Raw genomic sequence first — 19,657 nt, 5'->3', positions numbered from 1 at the left:
GCCCCTCCTTCCCTTCGTCTATGACGTCAGCCCTCGTCCGGGCCACCGCTCTCCTTGTCGTCGGCGTCGGCGGACTCGTCCGCCTTGACCGTCTGCGCCCCCGGCTGGGGTTCGGCCACGGCCACCCGCGCGGGGCGGATGGTGCGCTCGCCGATCCGGTACCCGGGCTGCAGGATCGCCACGCACGTCGTCTCGGTGACGTCCGGCGCGTAGCTGTGCATCAGGGCTTCGTGGATCGTCGGGTCGAAGGGCTCGCCCTCCTTGCCGAACTGCTGCAGGCCCATCTTCGCCGCGGTGCTCTCCAGCGACTCGGCGACGGACTTGAAGCCGCCGACCAGTTCGCCGTGCTCCCGCGCGCGGCCGATGTCGTCGAGCACGGGCAGGAGCTCGGTCAGGAGGTTCGCGATGGCGATCTCCTTGACCGCGATCCGGTCGCGCTCGACCCGGCGGCGGTAGTTCTGGAACTCGGCCTGGAGGCGCTGGAGGTCCGCCGTGCGCTCACCGAGCGCGGTGCGGGCCTGGTCCAGCTGGGCCACCAGAGCCACGTCCTGGCCCGTGTCCCCGGCCGGGGCCGCCCCCTCCTCCGCGGAGGGGGAGGCGGCCTTCGGCTCGGCGTCTTCGGAGGTGGCGCCGGAAGGGACGTCGGGCTGCTGCTCGTCGAAGCCCGGGGTCTCCTCCGTCACGCGGCACCGTCCTTCCGGTCCTCGTCGACGATCTCGGCGTCGACGACGTCGTCGTCAGCGGCCTTGGCACCACCGGCGGCGCCGGCGTCACCGGCGTCACCTGCGGCCTGGGCCGCACCCGCGTCCGCGTACATGGCCTGGCCGAGCTTCTGCGAGACGGCCGCGACCTTCTCCGTGGCGGTGCGGATCTCGGTGGAGTCCTCGCCCTTGAGCTTCTCCTTCAGCTCGGCGACGGCCTCCTCGACCTCGGTCTTGATGTCGCCCGGGACCTTGTCCTCGTTGTCCTTGAGGAACTTCTCGGTCTGGTAGACGAGCTGCTCGCCCTGGTTGCGGGACTCGGCGGCCTCGCGGCGCTTGTGGTCCTCCTCCGCGTACTGCTCGGCCTCCTGGCGCATGCGGTCGACCTCGTCCTTCGGCAGCGAGGAGCCGCCGGTGACGGTCATCTTCTGCTCCTTGCCCGTGCCGAGGTCCTTCGCGGTCACGTGCATGATGCCGTTGGCGTCGATGTCGAAGGACACCTCGATCTGCGGGACGCCGCGGGGCGCCGGCGGCAGACCGGTCAGCTCGAACATCCCGAGCTTCTTGTTGTACGCCGCGATCTCGCGCTCGCCCTGGTAGACCTGGATCTGCACGGACGGCTGGTTGTCCTCGGCGGTGGTGAAGATCTCGGACCGCTTGGTCGGGATCGTCGTGTTCCGCTCGATGAGCTTGGTCATGATGCCGCCCTTGGTCTCGATGCCGAGGGACAGCGGGGTGACGTCGAGGAGCAGGACGTCCTTGACCTCGCCCTTGAGGACACCGGCCTGCAGGGCGGCGCCGATGGCGACGACCTCGTCCGGGTTGACGCCCTTGTTGGCGTCCTTGCCTCCGGTCAGCTCCTTGACGAGCTCGGCGACGGCGGGCATACGGGTGGAGCCGCCGACCAGGACGACGTGGTCGATCTCGCTGATGGAGATGCCGGCGTCCTTGATGACGTTGTGGAACGGCGTCTTGCAGCGCTCCAGGAGGTCCGCGGTCAGCTGCTGGAACTGGGCGCGGGTGAGCTTCTCGTCGAGGTGCAGGGGGCCCTCGGCGGAGGCGGTGATGTAGGGCAGGTTGATCGAGGTCTCGGTGGACGAGGACAGCTCGATCTTCGCCTTCTCGGCGGCCTCGCGCAGACGCTGCAGGGCCATCTTGTCCTTGCCCAGGTCCACGCCGTGGCCGGACTGGAACTGCTGGACCAGGTAGTCGACGACGCGCTGGTCCCAGTCGTCACCACCGAGGTGGTTGTCACCGTTGGTGGCCTTCACCTCGACGACGCCGTCGCCGATCTCCAGCAGCGAGACGTCGAACGTACCGCCACCGAGGTCGAAGACCAGGATGGTCTGGTCGTCCTTGTCGAGGCCGTACGCCAGGGCGGCCGCGGTGGGCTCGTTGACGATGCGCAGCACGTTCAGACCGGCGATCTCGCCGGCCTCCTTCGTGGCCTGACGCTCGGAGTCGTTGAAGTACGCCGGGACGGTGATGACCGCGTCGGTCACCTTCTCGCCCAGGTAGGACTCGGCGTCACGCTTGAGCTTCTGGAGCACGAAGGCGCTGATCTGCTGCGGGTTGAAGGGCTTCCCGTCGAGCTCGATCTTCCAGTCGGTGCCCATGTGACGCTTCACGGAGCGGATGGTCCGGTCCACGTTCGTGACCGCCTGACGCTTGGCCACCTCTCCGACGAGCACCTCACCGTTCTTGGCGAAGGCGACGACGGACGGCGTGGTCCTGGCGCCCTCGGCGTTGGTGATGACGGTGGGCTCGCCGCCCTCCAGAACGCTGACGACGGAGTTAGTCGTGCCCAGGTCGATGCCGACCGCACGTGCCATGGTTGATTCCTCCAGCTGACTTGAGTGGAACGGACTCAAGTGTGCACGACGGCTCCCCACCGGTCAACAGAGCTGAGTCGGGCAGGCTCAACTCTTATCCGTTCCTTACACGCAATGGGGCTCTGACCTGCGTCGATACACTGCGTCGAGGGCCGTACACAGGGACACGCGAGAGAGTGAACACCACCACGAGCGCCCCTCCCGCCACCCACCACAGGGAGCTCGCCCCGATCCACTCGGCATGCGCGAGTACCCCGACGAGCATCCCGGACAACGCCCCGATCCCCAGCAGCAGACTCGCCCCCGGCGCGGTCAGCCCGAGCCGCCGCAGCCGGTGCGCCAAGTGGTCGGGCCCGCTGCGCGTGACACTGCGTCCGCCCAGCCGTCGCGACGCCAGCACGAGGACGACGTCGGCGGCCACCACGGCGGTCAGCGCGAACAGGACACCCGCACTCTCCCCGACCCCGAACCCGGCCCGGGCGTACACGGTCCCCACGGCGATCACGAACCCCGCGGCCATGGACCCGCAGCCGCCCAGCGCCACCCGCGCGGGGTGCCAGTTGTGGAGGAGGAAACCGGTCAGCGCGGCGGCCAGCACGCTCATCAGCCCCGCGATCCCGTCCATCACCTCGACGGCCGCACAGGCCGCCGCCCCGAAGGCGGCGACCACCCCGACCGTACCCGCCAGCCCGTCGGCGTGATCGAGGCCCCGGAACCCGAACACCACGACCACGACCCACACGACGGCCAGCAGCCCCGTCCCCACCCCCGTCTCCCCGTACGGCACGACACACGCGGCCGCCACGGCCGTTCCGGCGGCCAGCACCCGCCGCCGCAGCCGCCACACGTCACCGGCGAGTCCGAGCAGGGCGACGGCCCCCGCGGCGAAGAGCACCCCCCGCGTCCCGTCGGCGGAGGGCGCGACCCCCAGCCACTCCCCGCCCCCCGCGACCAGCCCGGTGACGAGCACGACGGCCAGGCCCCCGGACAGCGGTACGTCCCGCTGCCGGCGCCGCTCGACCAGCCGCAGCCGCAGCGCGGGGACCCGCAGGGCGGCGGCGAGCACGGCGGTGAGGACGAGGGCGGTGGCGGCGGCGGTGATCCCGTAGAGCACGGATACAAGTTAGGCGGGACTATGACATTTCGGTATGAATAACACGACGGGATGCACGACGAGATTCGCAACGTGATGCACGACCGGACTCGCGGCGGGATGCACGACGGGAGCGCGGCGGGATCGCGGAGGGAGGCACGACGGGAGCGCGGCGGGATGCACGGCGACACGCAGGAACGCATGACGGATCGCGACCGGATCGGCACCACCCCTGAGGCAACCCTCAGCGATTCAGATCACTGCCCACCCGGCTACAGTGCGGCGGAGGATGAGGGTAGTCTCAGACGGACTGCATAAGTTACCGCTTAGTAATTTCGGGGAACCTGCAAAACGACAGGTCACCCCGACGAAACCCCTCGCAGGCCCGAGGAGCCCCCATGCAACTCGCCGCGATCATCGTGTCGCTGGTACTGACCGTGGTCGGCGTCGCGCTGCTCGCACGCGCGATCGGCCAGTTCGTCCGGTATTTCAAGCTGGGCCAGCCGGTCCCGGCCGGCACCCGGACCGACAACCCCTACCAGCGCAGCGTGACCCTGGTGAAGGAGTTCCTCGGCCACACGCGCATGAACCGGTGGGGGATCGTCGGTGTCGCGCACTGGTTCGTCGCCGTCGGCTTCCTGACGCTCCCGCCGACCCTCGCCCAGGCCTTCGGCCAGCTGTTCCAGGCCGACTGGGTGCTGCCGGTCATCGGTGAGTTCCTGCCGTTCGAGCTGTACATCGAGTTCATCGGCGTGATGACGATCCTGGGCATCGCGGTGCTCATCGCGATCCGCCTGCTGAACCTGCCGAGCCGCCCGGGCCGCAAGTCCCGCTTCGCCGGTTCCAAGGCCGGCCAGGCGTACTTCGTCGAGTACGTCATCCTCACCATCGGCCTGGCGATCTACGTGCTGCGGGGCCTTGAGGGCGCGCTGCACCACGTCGACCACTACGAGGCGTCGTACTTCGCGTCGTACCCGCTGGTGCTCGCGTTCAAGGGGCTGAGCGTCTCGGCGCTGCAGAACCTCGTCTACCTGGTCGCGATGATCAAGATCGGCACCTCGTTCATCTGGATGATCGTGGTGTCGCTCAACACCAACATGGGTGTCGCCTGGCACCGCTTCCTCGCCTTCCCGAACATCTGGTTCAAGCGCGAGGCGAGCGGCGGCACGGCGCTGGGTGCCCTGCAGCCGATGACGTCCGGTGGCAAGCCCATCGACTTCACCGACCCGGGCGACGACGACGTCTTCGGTGTCTCCCAGGTCGAGCAGTACTCCTGGAAGGGCCTGCTGGACTTCTCCACCTGCACCGAGTGCGGCCGCTGCCAGTCGCAGTGCCCCGCCTGGAACACGGGCAAGCCCCTCTCCCCCAAGCTGCTGATCATGTCCCTGCGCGACCACGCGCACGCCAAGGCGCCGTACCTGCTGGCCGGCGGCGGCAAGACGATGGAGGGCGAGGAGAAGGCGTCCGAGGAGGCCCTGAAGGACGTCCCCGCCGCGGCCCTCGCGGAGGCCGAGCGCCCGCTGGTCGGCACGGCCGAGGAGAACGGCGTCATCGACCCGGACGTCCTGTGGTCCTGCACCACCTGCGGCGCCTGTGTCGAGCAGTGCCCGGTCGACATCGAGCACGTCGACCACATCGTCGACATGCGCCGCTACCAGGTGATGATCGAGTCGTCGTTCCCGTCCGAGGCGGGCACGATGCTCAAGAACCTGGAGAAGAAGGGCAACCCCTGGGGCCTGGCGAAGAAGCAGCGCCTGGAGTGGCTCAAGGAGGTCGACTTCGAGGTTCCGGTCGTCGGCAAGGACATCGAGGACCTGTCCGAGGTCGAGTACCTCTACTGGGTCGGTTGCGCCGGCGCCCTGGAGGACCGCGCGAAGAAGACCACGAAGGCCTTCGCGGAGCTGCTGCACATCGCGGGCGTCAAGTTCGCGATCATGGGCGGCGACGAGAAGTGCACGGGTGACTCCGCCCGGCGTCTCGGCAACGAGCCCCTGTTCCAGGAGCTCGGCATGGAGAACGTCATGGCGCTGAACATGGCGTTCGGCGAGGAGATGGACGACGAGGGCAAGGTCGTCGCCGAGTCGGCGAAGCCCAAGTCGGCCAAGAAGATCGTCGCCACCTGCCCGCACTGCCTCAACACGCTCGGCAACGAGTACCCGCAGCTCGGCGGTGACTACGAGGTCATCCACCACACGCAGCTGCTGCAGCACCTCGTCGACGAGGGCAAGCTGATCCCGGTCACGCCGGTCGAGGGCATCATCACGTACCACGACCCGTGCTACCTGGGCCGTCACAACAAGATCTACACGCCGCCGCGCGAGATCATCGCCGCCGTCCCCGGCGTCCGCAACGAGGAGATGCACCGCCACAAGGAGCGGGGCTTCTGCTGCGGCGCGGGTGGCGCACGGATGTGGATGGAAGAGCGCATCGGCAAGCGCATCAACAACGAGCGCGTCGACGAGGCACTGTCGGTCAACCCCGACATCGTCTCGACGGCCTGCCCCTTCTGCCTCGTGATGCTGACCGACTCGGTCAACGGCAAGAAGAACGACGGCAAGGCGAAGGAGTCCATCCAGGTGGTGGACGTGGCCCAGCTGCTGCTGGACTCGGTGAAGACGCCGGTCCCGGCGGAGGACGAGGGCGACGACTCCAACGACGACGGCGAGCCGCCGGCCGGCACATCGGACTCTACGAGCGCGCCGGAGCCGGAGCCGGTGAAGTAGGCGGTCCCTGCGGTTCGTCCGACTGTTGCGACGCCCCCCGTCTGATTCATCGGACGGGGGGCGTCGGCGTTCACCCACGAGTCCTCTGCTCCCGGCTCTCAGCAACGCGGAGGATGTCCCGCAAGGCCTCGGTGAGGCGCTCGGCCCGGAAGCGGAGTCGCGCCTCAGCGGCGTCGGGGAGCAGGCCCTCGGCGTGGGCGAGGAGTCCGGCCCCCATGTCCAGCTGGGACGCTTCGGTGATGTCGGCCAGACGGGACAGGCGTCCCCCACGGTCGTCGGTGAAGCATGAGACAACTACGGCAGACGGGCGTTCCGTTCGGCTCCCAGGCGCCTCACCCTCCGAAGGCGGGTGGACGGTGCAGATCACTTCCGAACGCTCCGGGCGCAACCGGAGTCGGGCCGACTCTTCGCTCAGAACTTGTAGTTGGTGATCATTGCGTTGCCGAAGACGTCATAGACCGAGGCATACCCCTGGTCCGAGTCCTTCCAGTCGCCGAATGCCTTCACGATCGCGGTGGCAGCCGCCTGAGGGTCCTCGACCTGAGTCTTCCCGCCCTCGATGTCGGTCGAGAGGTAGGCGTTGCCGGTCTTTTCGTTCCACTCGCCGATGATGCGCTGCACCCGTCCGACCGCTTCCTTCTCCTGGGCGGTTCCATGCGCTTTGACCCAGGAACGGAACTCCTGGGCGTTCTCCTTCGACTTCGCCTTATTCGGATCCGCGGGAAGCTTTTCCACGACTCCGATCTTGTCGGGCTTCGCGGCACTGTCGGTGCTGCAAGCGGCAGTTCCGGCGATCAGGACGGCACCGAGCGTGAGAACGGCAGCGGTGTGGGGGGTGCGCTTCACAGAGGTCTCCGTCGCATGCTTGGACTGGATGCGAGATGTCAGAGTACCGGCACCCAGAGTTAGGTGTGCCGGTACTGGCGAGTTGACTGAATCAGAACTTGATGGCGTCAGCTTTGTCGTTCCAGCTGCCACCGTATGTGTAGTCGATGCTCGTGAAATTGGAATACAGGCTGTACCCGGCTCCCAGGAACAGGTGAGGGTCGGGAATGCCGCTCCGGAAGTCGTAGAGTTCGACTCCCCGCTGCGGTCGGTTGACGAAGGCGGACGAGGCCTTGTCCCGGAACGACGGCGAGTACTGGTCGAGGTGACGAGTCTTGGCAGTGTCGTACGTGGGCCACTGCAGGCGCCTGCCGGAATAGTTCGAGTTCTGCCAGAGGCAGACGTAGCTACTGGGGCAGTCCTGGTACCTCTGGATGGCCGCTTCCTGCGGGGCCACCATGGTCACGTTCTGCGTCGCCGCCGGCTTGGCCGCCAGTGCCCGCTTCGCTCCGGCCCGGGCCGCCGCCGTGGGTGCGTGGGCAGCGAGGAACTTGTTGGCCTCGGTGTCGCTGCCGAAGCACTGCATCGTGCCGTCCTCCGACACCTCAACACACATGTTCGCGCCCTTCCAGTCGGACGCCGGGTCGACCTTCTCGCCCTTGTAGTACATGTCGACCTTGTCGGCTGGGTCCACCGCGGCGTGAACCTGTGCCTCTTCCTCGGGCGTGAGGACGTCCGACACGATCTCGGGCCCCGGGCCCGGTTCGTCGGCAGCCATGGATGGAGCGACGGTGACGCCGGTCAGCGCCACCGACCCGATGGCCGCAATGGTCAGCAGGGTGCGTATGCGCACGAAGATCCCCTAGTCTTCCGGTGCACGACAAATTGGCTCGGGGAGGACACCACAGAGCGCCCGTCCGACACGGGCGGTCGAGCAGAAATCAATGCAGTCATTGAATGCTGCGGCGGCATCAAAATTCTCGACTCTGCGCATCACGGTGAGCCGAGGATCCCTCACGAAGAACGTGAAATGATCACCTGGCGGAATCGTCGAACCAGACGCACTGTTCCTCCCCCGTTTCTCAACTCCGATCGACCGGGCCACTTGGTCAGAATGACCCAGTCCACTTCCGTTCACGTTGGCTTGATTGGGCGCGAAGCGTGACTGATCGGAATCGAACGGAATCTAGCACACCCTATGGGCGGCAGGACGCAGAAAAGTTTCGGCCACGAGTGAGTTCCCATCTCGTTCGCTTGTTGGCAGAAGTTCACCGGACGCGTCGAGGCCTCACTCATGACCGCACGCCCCTTCTGCCGCGCGGCGTTGGCAATGCCCGGAGTCAACCCCGAGCTACCCGCCAGAGACCCTGGAGGGCGAGCGTGTCGACAAGGAAGCCGCCGACCAGCCCGCCAGACGATCAGCACGATGGCGTCGCCATCTGTCATCCGGCTCAGCAGCAGGAAGAGCGGCATCGTAACCGCGACGGACACGGCCATGATCAGCGCGCTCCGATGCACCCTGCGCGCCAGCGCCGCACCGGCGACGAAGTTGCCGATCACGCCTGCCATGCCGCATGCGAACAAGCGGCCAGTGCCGACAGCACGGCCGGCAGTACGGCCAGCGCGATGAGTGCCAAGGCGCTCATCGAGACTAAAGCGCTGCGCCAGTCGATGAGTTCCTCGATCCCAGGCGCCTGAGCACCGCGATCGACGTCGCGATCCGCGCGCTGGGACCCACGGCGACGACACCTTCCTGACCAGCGCGACAACAGAGAGGTGCCCTACGACCGGGTCGGCATCCGGCGCAGAGCACCCGAAGACAACGCACCCGCAGTCCTGGCCCACACACGACGAGGGCGGACCGGCCTGGCGGGGCGACTGTGCGATTGGCAGGATCCTTCCATGCAGTTCGACGACCCCGGCGCCCTCGACGACGTGTGCACACAGCGGCTCGGTGAGAAGACCGGTCGGCAGTTCGCCGCCATGGCCCGTCGTGGCTTCCGGCTGGTCTCCGCGATGGGTGGGGCCCGAGCGGCCGATGAGAACCGAGCGACCGGTGGGACCCGGGCGACGGGTCAGTGCCGGCTCGGCGGTCCCGCTCTGCTCGAACCCGGGACGGCCTGGCCCGAACTGAGCGGCGTCCCGCTGTCCCTGCACGCCGTTCTGGACACGGACGCCCTCGCCCCCTGGCTGGGTGCCGAACTGCCCGTGCGGCCGGGCCTGCTGAACTTCTTCTACCTGGATCCGGACCTGCCGTACGAGGAGTACCGCAAGCTGGACGTGTACCAGCCCGGGGTGTGGCGCGTCATTCCCGCCGACCCGGCACGGGCGGTCGCGGTCACCGCCCCCCGGCCCGCACGGAGTTACCCGGCGGTGCCCGTCCACGCGGTCGAGGTGACCATGCTCCCGGACTGCTGGGACGTCGAGGACGGCGACCTGGAGTTCGACCGGGACGAGCACTGGGCGGTGTCCTCGCTGATCCTCACCGAGCTGGCGGATCTCGACGGCAACACCGCGGGCAGCCACTGCGCCTTCGGCTGGCCGGACACCTCGCACACACTGCCGGTGTCGGTTAAGGACGCCGGCGGCACGCCGGCCGTCCATCTGCTCCAGCTCGCCGAGGACACCGAACTGGGGTGGGGCTGGGGCGACGCCGGGACGCTGTACTTCACCATCCCGGCCGAGGCACTGGCGGCCGGCGACTTCGACCGGGCAGTGGCTCAGCTCATCTGCGGTTGACACGACGCACAGCGCACTCAAGAGCCCTTGCCACCTGGGCTGACCGCGGGTAACCGGGAGCCGTGCGGGAGCAGTGCAATGCGGTGGTACTGGGGGGCGCACTCGGGGGCGTGCGATATTCGCTACTGCACTTGCCCGGCCCCTTCGCGGGGCCACCCTCGCCGCGGAATGTGAAGATCACAAAGCTTTGCCAAGCTTGCCGGCGAGCAATTGACTGAGCGTCACCCCCCAACAGCCGTGCCTGGTAGCGCACTTCACACGTATCGAAACAGTAAAGAGGGTTCCGTTCAGCGAATTTTTGTTGAACTATGAAAGTCCACAAATGAGGGGGGTTTGTGAAGATCACCGGTTGCGCTTTGCGCACGGTCGGGCAAGGGGGCCCGGCAGTCCGGTGACGCGGCGGTGGTGCCGTTCCCACGCCGCCTTTCACGCAGTACCACGCCACGGCCGCCTGCCTCAGGAACAGACGGCCGTACTTCAGGGGTGAGGAATCCACCATGCACATATGTGTGCTGGGGCAGGGCTATGTCGGCCTGCCCCTGGCCGTGAGGGCCGCCGAGGCCGGGCACGCCGTCACCGGCTACGAGCCCGACCGGGCGCGTTGCGAGGCGCTGGCCGCCGGATCGTCGTACGTCGAGGACATCGGCGACGAGCGGCTCCGGGCGGTGCTCGACTCGGACGCCTACTACGCGACCTCCGACCCGCAGGACCTCAAGGGGTTCGACGTCGCCGTCATCACCGTGCCCACGCCGCTCACCGAGCGTGCCCCGGACCTGAGTTGCGTAAGGGCCGCCGGCCGTGCGCTCGCCGGGTGGATCGAGCCGGGCGCCACCGTCGTACTCGAGTCGACGACCCACCCCGGCACCACGCGTGACGTCCTCATTCCGCTGCTGGAGGAGGGCTCCGGCCTCGTCGCGGGGCGGGACTTCCACGTCGGGTTCAGCCCCGAACGCATCGATCCCGGCAACCCCGACTGGCGCCTGGAGAACACACCGAAGATCGTCGCCGGGCTCACCGAAGGCTGTCTGGAGCGCGTGAAGGCCTTCTACGACACCGTCACCGACGTCACCGTGCCCGCCTCGGGGCTCGAAGAGGCCGAGCTGGCCAAGGTGTTCGAGAACACCTACCGGCACGTCAACATCGCGCTGGTCAACGAGCTGTCGCGGATGGCGCACACGCTCGGCGTGGACGTCTGGCACACGCTGGAACTGGCCGCGACCAAGCCCTTCGGGTTCACCAAGTTCCTGCCCGGGCCCGGCGTCGGCGGGCACTGCCTGCCCATCGACCCGGTCTACCTGAGCCACCACGTCAAGGCGCGGCACGGGCAGACCTTCCGGCTCATCGAGCTGGCCCAGGACATCAACGAGAGCCAGCCGGACTACGTCGTACGCCGCCTCCAGGACGCCCTCAGCCGGCGGTTCCGGCGGAGCGTGCACGGGGCGCGGATCCTCGCGCTCGGGGCGGCCTACAAGCCGGGCACCTCGGACGCCCGTCAGTCACCGGCCGTCGAAGTCACCGAGCGGCTGCGGCAGATGGGGGCGGACGTCACCGTCGTGGACCCCTACCTGCCCGAGGGCGGCAGCCTGACCATCCCCTTCGCAGCGGAAGCAGCGGAGGTGGGGACGGGTGCGTGCGTCGCCGACTTCGACGCGGTCGTACTGCTCACCCCGCACGGCGAGTTCGACCTCGAACGCCTCGCGGCGGAGGCGAGCTACGTACTGGACACCCGAGGCGTGATGGCAGCGGCTCCTCACATCGAGCTCCTCTAAAAAAGCACCCGGCGCAACCCACCCCCCACGCCTACGGGCCGTACACCGAGCGCGTCGGGCGCGTACGACTCCACCTCACGACACCCACCGGGCTGCTTCGCGCTGCCCAAAACACCGGAAGGAAGAACGACATGGGTTACGACGACGGAGCACTCGCCAGAACCGGCGTAGGAGCCTTCACCCTGTTCGGCGCCAGCGTCTCGCTCAACTGGGTCCTGGCCGTCGCGGTGACACTTGTCCTGCTGGGCGCCTTCACCTACCGGGCAGTCACCCGCCGCCAGCGAGGGCGTGCCTGATATGCCCAACCGCACGTCCAAGCGGGGCCGTCGGGCACCGTGGCAGACCTGGGTCTGTGTGGCCGCCACTCTGGCGGCCACTGCCTGGACCCTCATCTACCACTTCTACTGGAGCACCCAGCCCTGGGGGACCGCACTGGTCTTCTACTGCGCCGTCACCGCCGTCCTCATCTACTCGCTGGCCGCGGTGATCAAGGGCCGAAGCTTCGCCCACCTGCCCGCCCACGAGGGCCGGGTACTCGCCATCGTCCCCGCGTACAACGAACCCGCCGAGGCTCTGCACAAGACCGTGTGGGCGCTCATCGACCAGGTGCGTCCGCCCGATGCGATCCACGTCGTCGATGATGGTTCCAGGATCCCCGTGGTCCCCTTCGACCACCCGCTGGTCACCTGGCACCGCCAGGACAACGCCGGTAAGCGTGAGGCGCAGGCGAACGTGCTGCGCACCGTCGAGCCGTCGACGTACGACCTCATCATGACCGTCGACTCCGATTCGGTCGTCCACCGAATGGGGCTGTGGCACTGCCTGAAAGCCATGTCGGACGTCCGTGTCCAGGCCTGCACCGGTCTGACACTGGTCTCCAACTACGCCCACAACCTGCTCACCCGCGTGATCGACCTCGAGATCGTCACCTGGTGTCTGGTCACCAGGATGGCCCGCTCGCAGGTGGGCGCGGTCGCGCCTACCTCCGGCATCCTCGCCGTCTACCGCAAGGAGCTCGTCCTGGAGAACCTGGACGACTACGTCGCCTCCGGGACGGCGGGAGACGACCGGCGTTTGACGCACTACGCGCTCCAGCGGGGCCAGGTGGTCGCCGTGAACGAGGCATGGGTCTACAGCAGCATGCCCACCGACATCAACGAGCTGTTCACCCAGCGCGTGCGATGGTTCAAGTCGTACTGGCGCTACGTCGGCTGGGAGCTCACCAACTTCTCGGCTGCCCCGTTGTTCTTCCGGCTTTACGGCCTGGTCGTCACCGCCACGATGCCGATCCTCTACGTGTGGGTTCTGTTCGTGCTGCCCTACCACACCGACTACAAGCTGCTCTTCCTGCAGGGTCTCGGCTACTGGCTGATCATGACCTACGCCCAGACCGGAATGTACGCGGCACTTCGTCCTGAGCTGTCGGCTCGTCAGAAGGTCATCGCCTGGATCTTCCTCACGCCCCTCGTCACCTTGCTGAACCTGCTCATAGTCCGCCCTGCCATGTACTGGGCCCTGACCCAGGCCCGCACCACCCATTGGGGCACGCGCAAGGTGAACCTTCCGGTGCCGGTCGCCGAGCGGCCTTGAGTGGGCAGTGCCGACGCTGTGAGTGCCGGCACCCCATGGACATCAGCGGCCCAGCCGCACGACCTCTGACGTCGCCGAGCGGAACGATTCCGTCTTGTCGAAGTGGGCGCGGTAGTGACCCCGCCGACCCTCGGCGATGTCCGCCGAGAAGGCGTGACCCTCTCCGGACCAGGTGGCCTGCGCCGTCACCAGGTCCGTCCAGCGCTTGCCGTCTCGCGAGTACTGGATGTGCACCGGGATGTCCGCGGGTGTCCAGCCGTCGGGGAAGTCCATCGCGCCCTCGACGTGCACGCCTCGGTCCTGCGTGCGGGTGGCCGAGAACGAGGTGAACACCGAGGCGCGCAGAACGGTGATCTCGGGGCTGTTCGCCGAGGCCTCGGCGATGAACGGGTCGTCGCTGTTCGAGGCCACGCGGAAGGTGCCGGTCTGGTCCGGGGTGTGGGTGAAGGTGGCGGACCTGCCGTCCTTGTCGGTGGTGAAGTAGCCGACGCTGTTCCAGTCATTGCCTGAGGAGGCCTCGTAGAGGACGCCACCGCTCTGGCCCTCGAAGGGGACCCAGCCCTGCCGGGTCTCGCGCTCGAGCGTCGCTGTGACGGTGACCTCCTGTCCGTAATCGATCGTCCGGGCTTCCGCCGGGGCCTGGAAGGTCCAGCGGGTGGCCACCTGACGGATGTCGATCCGCGTCGACTCGGACTCGCCGTACAGCACGTACGGGTTGGCGTTGTCGTGCCTGAAGACGGCCTGGATCGGCACCGCGTCGTTCACGCTGACCGTGCCGGAGAAGTGGCCTTGCGCGTCGGTGCGGACGGTGTTCTCCGTCCAGTTGTCCACGTCGAGGTCGACCCGGTGGTCGGCCAGGGGCTTCAGCTCCCGGGTCGCCGGCCAGCGACCCTTCAGGGTGCCGTCGATGCGCACCTGGCGGTGGTCGGTGTCGATCTCCGTGCGGTCAGGGTGTACGTCCTCGAACACCGCGGCGACGTAGTAGGCGAGGGTGCCCGCGTTGTTGTCGGTGCCGCGGTCGCCGTCGGCGTCCGTGGCCTCGATGCGGACGTCGTAGCTGCCCAGGTCGGGAAGGTCGAGGGGCTTCGTCGTGCGCCACACGCCGTTGTCCGCGGTGCCGGAGACGAGGTCGAACGCATCGTTCTCCACGACGGCGACTTCCTGCTGGGTGGCCGCGGAGACGAGATGGGCCCTGATGCCGGTGATGGCACTGTCGGAGCTGATGCCGACCTCCAGGGTGCCGAGATCGCCCGAGGCGCTGTGTGCGTACCGCACATCCGGAGCCTGCGCCTCCGCGGCGTTCGCCGCCGGAGTGCCGGTCGCCAGGAGCGTCACGACACCGATGGCGGCCGAAGCCGCCCGAGTTCTGAACATGGTCCCCCCACAGGAATGCTTCTAGGCCGCCTCCATAGGCGAACACCCTTTCTATCGCATGGAGTTGGCAGGAGTCGCGACGGAAGGCCTGGGCGGCTGTTTCGTGTGCGGCTTTCGGATCCGCCCCTGGCCATAGGTGGGTGAGCATGAACCTGGCAGCACACGGCGAAGACGGCGCTGCCCAAGCCCGGCTCGGCGGAGGCGGGCGGAACGGCAGGTCTCGCCCTGTAGCAGCGCTAGTTGAGTTTTGAAGGTTCCATCGGTGCCGAGCCTGGGATCGGATGGTTATCGGGGCGTGACATCCGCACAATTACCGGACATCGGGGCCGGAATCATGGCTTCCATCACAGCCTGCCCGATGTCGGTCTGCTTCTGTTGATATCGACCACACACGCACGCGCGTCTCACCCGCCTTGCCAGGGCGGGCAGTTGCGCGTGCGCGCACCACCCTTGAGAAACAACGGGGACAGATGTTCACCAGAACGACCGACCGGACCCTCTTCACGCGCGGTACCGCCATGCTCGTATCCGCCCTCACCGCGGGCGCGATCTTCACCGCGAGCACCGGTGCGCACGCCGCCGAGGCCACCCCTCGCACCACCGCTCCGGTCTCCGCCGGCATCACCGCTCCGGTCTCCACCGCCGACGACGAAACCGCCGACGACGCCCAGTGGGAAGCCCTGCTCAACTCGATGCTGTCCGTACCCGAGGACGTGCTCGCGCAGGGCGACGAGGCGACCGCCGCCTACCTCAAGCAGCAGCAGAACCGGAAGCCGGGGCAGCCACTGGTCGGCTTCGGCTGGCCCAGCTTCGGCTGCATGGGCGCGGTCGCCGTCGCCATCGGGACCAACCTCCTGCCCGCCGCCAAGATGGTGAAGATCGTGAGGGTGGCCAAGCGCGTCGGGGTCAAGCGGATCGTGAGCGCGATCAAGGCCATCCGCAAGGGCAAGGGACACACGCTCGCCAACGACCTCCAGTGGGTCGGCGCCCAGCTCCTGGGACTCGAAGGCGTCAAGGCAGCCTGCCACTAACAGTGATCGGAGGCATCGACATGCTGGCAGCGAACATCGTCTTCGCCTGCGAGACCCTGCTGGTCGTCACGGGCATCGTCTGGATGCTCACGGTCGTCCGCACCCGGGCGCGGGTCGCCGGGGCCGATCGTCCCCGCCTGGGCCTCATCCAGCCGACCGGCGAGCTGATCACCGCCGCGGCGCTCAGCCTCGGCGCGGGGTGGGCCGTCACCCGCCACGAGGTGCCCAACCTGCTCGTGCTCGCCATCCTCGGGATCGTCCTCCCGGCCATGGCCGGCATGGCTCTGGCGCTGATCATCCGCCAGGAGGAGTCGCCGCTGCGCAGCGCCCGCGGCTGGCCGGTCCTGCTCGTGCCCGTCGTCGGAGGCGCGACCGCCGGTCTGGCACCTCACCTGTTCTGAGCACCGAACAGCCGTTGTGCCCACAGCACGACCGTGTCCGGCGGGGCGTCGTCCCGCCGGACACGGTCGTGCGATGAGTTCCGGGGCGAGGGGTCTCCCCTCCAGCGAGGCCGTTCGCGGTCCGGGCCCCAGGAGCTCCCATGACCACCGTCGTCCTGCACAGCGTCGACTCCGCCGACGGCTTCACCGCCGACCCGGGCGACGACGTCCGGCCCCCCTTCGACTGGTACGGCCGGTCGACGCCCGGCACCTGCCCGACGACCCGCATGCCCTGTACAGGCCGACCGGGTACTGCACCTGCGCAACCCGGAAATTAACCGAACTCACGTACAACCCTTACGCCCCTCCGCAGGTCTCTTGATCGCCGACCGGCCGTGAACCTCCGGACAACTCCCGGCGAACACGGACAGTCCGGCCGCCCATCGACTGTGGATGTCCGCCAGGCATCCCCCGCGTGCAGCAGGAGACCCCGCATGCAGCACCACGAGCGCCCTGCCGGGCGCCGTCCCGCGCCCGCACACCCGTCCCCGCGCCCCCGCGTGCCGGTCGGCGCGAACACCGCCGGCTGAGGCCCCCGGCGAACGACCCACCCCCGCGGAGTGCCGATCCACCCCGCACCCCTTCCAAGACCGGGCCTCCCAGGTCCGGCCCCCTCCCCTCCCGGAGCCCCGCCTTGCGCAAGCGCACCCTCCTGCTGGCCGCCGCCCTCACCACCGGCCTCCTCTCCGCCACCCCGGCCACCGCCGCCCCCTCCGGTCTCGCCGGGGACTTCAACGGCGACGGTTACCGGGACATCGCGGCGGGCGCCGCGTGCGCCGACGTCGGCTCTGCCTCCTGCGCCGGTGCCGTCGTCGTGCTGTACGGCTCGGCGTCCGGTGTCTCGGCCGCACGCAGGGCCGTCATCACCCAGAACTCCGCGGGCGTGCCCGGCACCGCCGAGTCGAGCGACCTGTTCGGCTCCGCCCTCGCCGCCGGAGACCTGGACCGGGACGGCTACTCCGACCTCGTCGTCGGCGCCTCCAACGAGAGCATCGGCGACCGGGACGGTGTCGGCTCCGGCACCGTCCTGTGGGGCGGCAAGTCAGGCCTGTCCGGCGGCAAGGGCCTGCCGCAGCCGTCGACGCTCTCCGAGTACGGCAACTTCTCCCGGGGCATCGCCACCGGCGACTTCGACGGCGACGGCGACACCGACGTCACGCTCACCGGCCAGAGCCACACCCGCATCTACAACGGCCCCTTCACCCGCACCGGCGGCCCGCTGAACAACCTCCGCGTCGGTGAGGTCGGCACCACGTTCGAGGTGTTCGCGGGCGATCTCACCGGCGACGGCGCGGCCGAGCGCGTCTACCCCTTCAACGTGGACGGCGACACCGGCGGCGAGATCGACTACTTCCGGTGGACCGGCACCACGTACAAGATGGCCGATCTGCCGAACGCGGACGGCTACCCCGGTTCCATCGGCGACATCAACCACGACGGCTACGGCGACCTCGTCCTCGGCGACCCCACGGACCCCTACGATCTCAAGCCCGGCGGCCACAAGGGCGGCCAGATCACCGTCTGGTACGGCGGCCCGAACGGTCCCGACCCGGCGCAGCAGCCGACCGTCGTCCACCAGGACACCGCGGGCGTGCCCGGCGCCGCCGAGGCCGAGGACAGCTTCGGCAGCGCGGTGAGCACCGGCGACATCAACGGTGACGGGTACGCCGACGTCGTGGTCTCCGCCCCGGGTGAGGACATCGGCTCGGCGGAGGACGCGGGCTCGGTGACCGTGCTGTTCGGCTCCGCCTCCGGCCTGAGGACCGGCACCGGCGTGAAGTCGTACACCCAGGACACCGCCGGGGTGCCCGGGGCCGCCGAGGCCGGGGACCGGTTCGGTTCCGCGGTCGGCCTGACCGACGTCACCAAGGACGGCAGGGCCGACCTGGTCATCGGCGTCCACGGCGAGAACTCCACCGGCGGCCTGTGGACCCTGCGCGGTTCCGCCACCGGACTGACCACGAGCGGCGCGCAGGGCATCACGACCACCGCCGTCTCCCTCAAGGGCACCGTCGGCCTCGGCTCGACCGTGGCCCAGTGATGCGGCTCGACCGTTGCCCAGTGACGCCCCGCCGACTCCCCTGTGAGGCACGTACACCCATGCACACCCGTATCACCGCCGCCGTCCTCGCCGCGGCCCTGACCCCGCTCGCCCTCACCCTGACCGCCCCCGCCGCGCACGCAGCGCCGGCCGCCGTCCCCTACGACTTCAACGGCGACGGCCGCACCGACCTGGCGATCGGCGCACCGGGCGCCACGGTCGCCGGGCAGGCGCGGGCCGGTGCCGTGTCGGTGGTCTACGGCAGTACGAGCGGCCCGAAGAGCTCCACGCGGACCCTGCTGACCCAGAACACGGCCGGGATGCCGGGGGCCGCCGAGGCCGACGACGCCTTCGGTTCCGCCCTCGCCTCCGCCGACCTGAACACCGACGGCTACGCCGACCTGCTGATCGGCACGCCCGGCGAGGACGGCAGCGACAGCAACGACGGCACGGTCACCATCGTCTGGGGCTCGGTGTCCGGCCTGTCCGGGGCCCGTACGCTGTTCAGCTTCTTCAGCACCGACTACGACCGCTACGGCCAGGCCCTGGCCGCGGGCGACTTCGACAACGACGGGGACGTGGACGTCGCGGTCGGCTCCACCGGCCCCATCACCCTCTCCCTCGTGGACGGCCCGATCACCAGGGCCGGCGCCTCCAACGGCGGTTCGGGCTCGCGCAACGACGGGTGGGCGACCGCGAACGGCGTCACCCACCTCTCCGCCGGCGACGTCACCGGCGACGGCCACCCCCGCGTGGTCCTGCACGGCCGGACCACGCACGACGGCGCCGCCACCACCGCCCTGGCCGACATGGAGATCGACAACTACAACGACTGGCTGCAGAAGCTGCCCGCCGGGTTCGTCTCCGCCGTCGGCGACATCGACGGCGACGGCCACGACGACATCGCCGTCGGCAACGACCGGGAGGCGTCCGCCGACCCCGGGGGCGCCCTCGGCGGCAAGGTCACCGTCGTCTACGGCGGGCCCGAGGGCCCGGCACCGGGCCGCGCCCCGCTCGCCCTCACCCAGGACACCGCCGGTGTGCCCGGGGCCTCCGAGAAGGGCGACCGCTTCGGCAGCGACGTCTCGCTCGGCGATGTCAACGGCGACGGATACGCCGACCTGGCGATCGGCACCGCGGGCGAGAACGGCTCCGCCGGCGCTGTCACCGTGCTGTACGGCTCGGCGTCCGGCCTGACCACCAAGGGCGCGACGTCGTACACGCAGAACACAGCGGGGGTCCCCGGCACCTCGGAGAACGGCGACCGGTTCGGCGAGCGCGTCACGCTCACCGACCACACCGGCGACCGCCGCGCCGACCTGTCCGTCTCCGCGCCGGGCGAGAACGCCGGCGACGGCGCCGTCTGGTCCCTGCGCTCCACGACGACCGGCCCGACGGCGTCCGGCTCGACGAGCTTCGGCCCCGGCACGACGGGCATCTCGACGTCCGGCACGCCCGGCTACGGCACCGCGCTCAACTCCTGACCACGCCCCACGTCC

17 protein-coding genes are annotated in these 19,657 nt (G+C 69.0%); 11 read left to right on the top strand and 6 right to left on the bottom strand.

Going from position 1 to position 19,657, the window contains the following annotated elements:
- Positions 1-26: 26 nt before the first annotated feature.
- The 3 genes from grpE to FDO69_RS28075 form a co-directional block, all read right to left on the bottom strand.
- Positions 27-683: a nucleotide exchange factor GrpE gene (gene grpE, locus FDO69_RS28085; protein WP_104783088.1), complete on the bottom strand. Its 657-nt coding sequence runs from the start codon at positions 681-683 to the stop codon at positions 27-29.
- On the bottom strand, positions 680-2,533 hold the full coding sequence (gene dnaK, locus FDO69_RS28080; protein ID WP_104783086.1) for a molecular chaperone DnaK: 1,854 nt from the start codon (positions 2,531-2,533) through the stop codon (positions 680-682). The genes grpE and dnaK overlap by 4 nt, the downstream gene beginning before the upstream one ends.
- Positions 2,534-2,627: 94 nt before the next feature.
- The gene (locus tag FDO69_RS28075; protein ID WP_104783084.1) at positions 2,628-3,647 is read right to left on the bottom strand and encodes an MraY family glycosyltransferase; all 1,020 of its coding nucleotides are present in this window, start codon (positions 3,645-3,647) and stop codon (positions 2,628-2,630) included.
- Between the two features lie 377 nt (positions 3,648-4,024).
- Here FDO69_RS28075 and FDO69_RS28070 point away from each other — a divergent pair, with 377 nt between their 5' ends.
- Complete coding sequence (locus FDO69_RS28070; protein ID WP_104783081.1) at positions 4,025-6,349, top strand: (Fe-S)-binding protein; 2,325 nt, start codon at positions 4,025-4,027, stop codon at positions 6,347-6,349.
- 411 nt (positions 6,350-6,760) lie between these two features.
- On the opposite strand, the gene FDO69_RS28060 is transcribed toward FDO69_RS28070, so the two are convergent.
- A complete protein-coding gene (locus FDO69_RS28060; protein ID WP_104783078.1) occupies positions 6,761-7,195 on the bottom strand; it encodes a hypothetical protein in 435 nt (144 codons plus the stop codon).
- Between the two features lie 91 nt (positions 7,196-7,286).
- Positions 7,287-8,027: a peptidase inhibitor family I36 protein gene (locus FDO69_RS28055; RefSeq protein ID WP_104783075.1), complete on the bottom strand. Its 741-nt coding sequence runs from the start codon at positions 8,025-8,027 to the stop codon at positions 7,287-7,289.
- 527 nt (positions 8,028-8,554) lie between these two features.
- Between FDO69_RS28055 and FDO69_RS28050 the strand changes: the two genes are divergently transcribed.
- The 5 genes from FDO69_RS28050 (at position 8,555) to FDO69_RS28035 (ending at position 13,272) form a co-directional block, all read left to right on the top strand.
- Positions 8,555-8,872 (top strand): hypothetical protein, encoded by a 318-nt coding sequence (locus FDO69_RS28050; protein ID WP_138430205.1) that lies wholly within the window; start codon positions 8,555-8,557, stop codon positions 8,870-8,872.
- A gap of 204 nt (positions 8,873-9,076) precedes the next feature.
- The gene (locus FDO69_RS28045; protein WP_104783072.1) at positions 9,077-9,913 is read left to right on the top strand and encodes a DUF1963 domain-containing protein; all 837 of its coding nucleotides are present in this window, start codon (positions 9,077-9,079) and stop codon (positions 9,911-9,913) included.
- A 497-nt stretch (positions 9,914-10,410) separates the two neighbouring features.
- On the top strand, positions 10,411-11,682 hold the full coding sequence (locus FDO69_RS28040; RefSeq protein WP_104783069.1) for a nucleotide sugar dehydrogenase: 1,272 nt from the start codon (positions 10,411-10,413) through the stop codon (positions 11,680-11,682).
- Between the two features lie 131 nt (positions 11,683-11,813).
- Positions 11,814-11,978, top strand: a complete 165-nt coding sequence (locus FDO69_RS41350; protein WP_159030657.1) for a hypothetical protein — start codon at positions 11,814-11,816, stop codon at positions 11,976-11,978.
- 1 nt (position 11,979) lies between these two features.
- Complete coding sequence (locus FDO69_RS28035) at positions 11,980-13,272, top strand: glycosyltransferase family 2 protein (RefSeq protein WP_104783067.1); 1,293 nt, start codon at positions 11,980-11,982, stop codon at positions 13,270-13,272.
- 42 nt (positions 13,273-13,314) lie between these two features.
- Here FDO69_RS28035 and FDO69_RS28030 read toward each other — a convergent pair whose 3' ends face one another.
- Positions 13,315-14,646, bottom strand: coding sequence for a hypothetical protein (locus tag FDO69_RS28030; RefSeq protein ID WP_104783064.1), 1,332 nt, complete (start codon positions 14,644-14,646; stop codon positions 13,315-13,317).
- Between the two features lie 470 nt (positions 14,647-15,116).
- Between FDO69_RS28030 and FDO69_RS28025 the strand changes: the two genes are divergently transcribed.
- The 5 genes from FDO69_RS28025 to FDO69_RS28005 all read left to right on the top strand — a co-directional run bounded on the left by FDO69_RS28025 (position 15,117) and on the right by FDO69_RS28005 (position 19,642).
- A complete protein-coding gene (locus tag FDO69_RS28025) occupies positions 15,117-15,677 on the top strand; it encodes a hypothetical protein (protein ID WP_104783062.1) in 561 nt (186 codons plus the stop codon).
- Between the two features lie 20 nt (positions 15,678-15,697).
- Positions 15,698-16,078, top strand: coding sequence for a hypothetical protein (locus FDO69_RS28020; protein ID WP_138430203.1), 381 nt, complete (start codon positions 15,698-15,700; stop codon positions 16,076-16,078).
- A gap of 140 nt (positions 16,079-16,218) precedes the next feature.
- The gene (locus FDO69_RS28015) at positions 16,219-16,395 is read left to right on the top strand and encodes a thaumatin family protein (RefSeq protein WP_145475628.1); all 177 of its coding nucleotides are present in this window, start codon (positions 16,219-16,221) and stop codon (positions 16,393-16,395) included.
- 356 nt (positions 16,396-16,751) lie between these two features.
- Entirely contained in the window at positions 16,752-18,158 is a 1,407-nt protein-coding gene (locus tag FDO69_RS28010) for an FG-GAP repeat protein (RefSeq protein ID WP_104783055.1), read from the top strand.
- A gap of 59 nt (positions 18,159-18,217) precedes the next feature.
- Positions 18,218-19,642 carry an FG-GAP-like repeat-containing protein gene (locus tag FDO69_RS28005; RefSeq protein WP_104783052.1) on the top strand — a complete coding sequence of 475 codons (1,425 nt, stop codon included), beginning with the start codon at positions 18,218-18,220 and terminating at the stop codon, positions 19,640-19,642.
- Positions 19,643-19,657: the final 15 nt, after the last annotated feature.

It is taken from the genome of Streptomyces tibetensis (assembly GCF_007655005.1).
Classification (GTDB): domain Bacteria; phylum Actinomycetota; class Actinomycetes; order Streptomycetales; family Streptomycetaceae; genus Streptomyces; species Streptomyces tibetensis.
The sequence above is the reverse complement of the archived record's forward strand: the minus strand, read 5'-3'. Positions and strand labels throughout refer to the sequence as shown.

Bases quoted from the DNA above. Each gene is read 5' to 3' on its own strand.
- dnaK (WP_104783086.1), bottom strand. From the start codon at position 2,533: ATGGCACGTGCGGTCGGCATCGACCTGGGCACGACTAACTCCGTCGTC.
- FDO69_RS28070 (WP_104783081.1), top strand. From the start codon at position 4,025: ATGCAACTCGCCGCGATCATCGTGTCGCTGGTACTGACCGTGGTCGGC.
- FDO69_RS28045 (WP_104783072.1), top strand. From the start codon at position 9,077: ATGCAGTTCGACGACCCCGGCGCCCTCGACGACGTGTGCACACAGCGG.
- FDO69_RS28040 (WP_104783069.1), top strand. From the start codon at position 10,411: ATGCACATATGTGTGCTGGGGCAGGGCTATGTCGGCCTGCCCCTGGCC.
- FDO69_RS41350 (WP_159030657.1), top strand. From the start codon at position 11,814: ATGGGTTACGACGACGGAGCACTCGCCAGAACCGGCGTAGGAGCCTTC.
- FDO69_RS28035 (WP_104783067.1), top strand. From the start codon at position 11,980: ATGCCCAACCGCACGTCCAAGCGGGGCCGTCGGGCACCGTGGCAGACC.
- FDO69_RS28030 (WP_104783064.1), bottom strand. From the start codon at position 14,646: ATGTTCAGAACTCGGGCGGCTTCGGCCGCCATCGGTGTCGTGACGCTC.
- FDO69_RS28025 (WP_104783062.1), top strand. From the start codon at position 15,117: ATGTTCACCAGAACGACCGACCGGACCCTCTTCACGCGCGGTACCGCC.
- FDO69_RS28020 (WP_138430203.1), top strand. From the start codon at position 15,698: ATGCTGGCAGCGAACATCGTCTTCGCCTGCGAGACCCTGCTGGTCGTC.
- FDO69_RS28015 (WP_145475628.1), top strand. From the start codon at position 16,219: ATGACCACCGTCGTCCTGCACAGCGTCGACTCCGCCGACGGCTTCACC.
- FDO69_RS28005 (WP_104783052.1), top strand. From the start codon at position 18,218: ATGCACACCCGTATCACCGCCGCCGTCCTCGCCGCGGCCCTGACCCCG.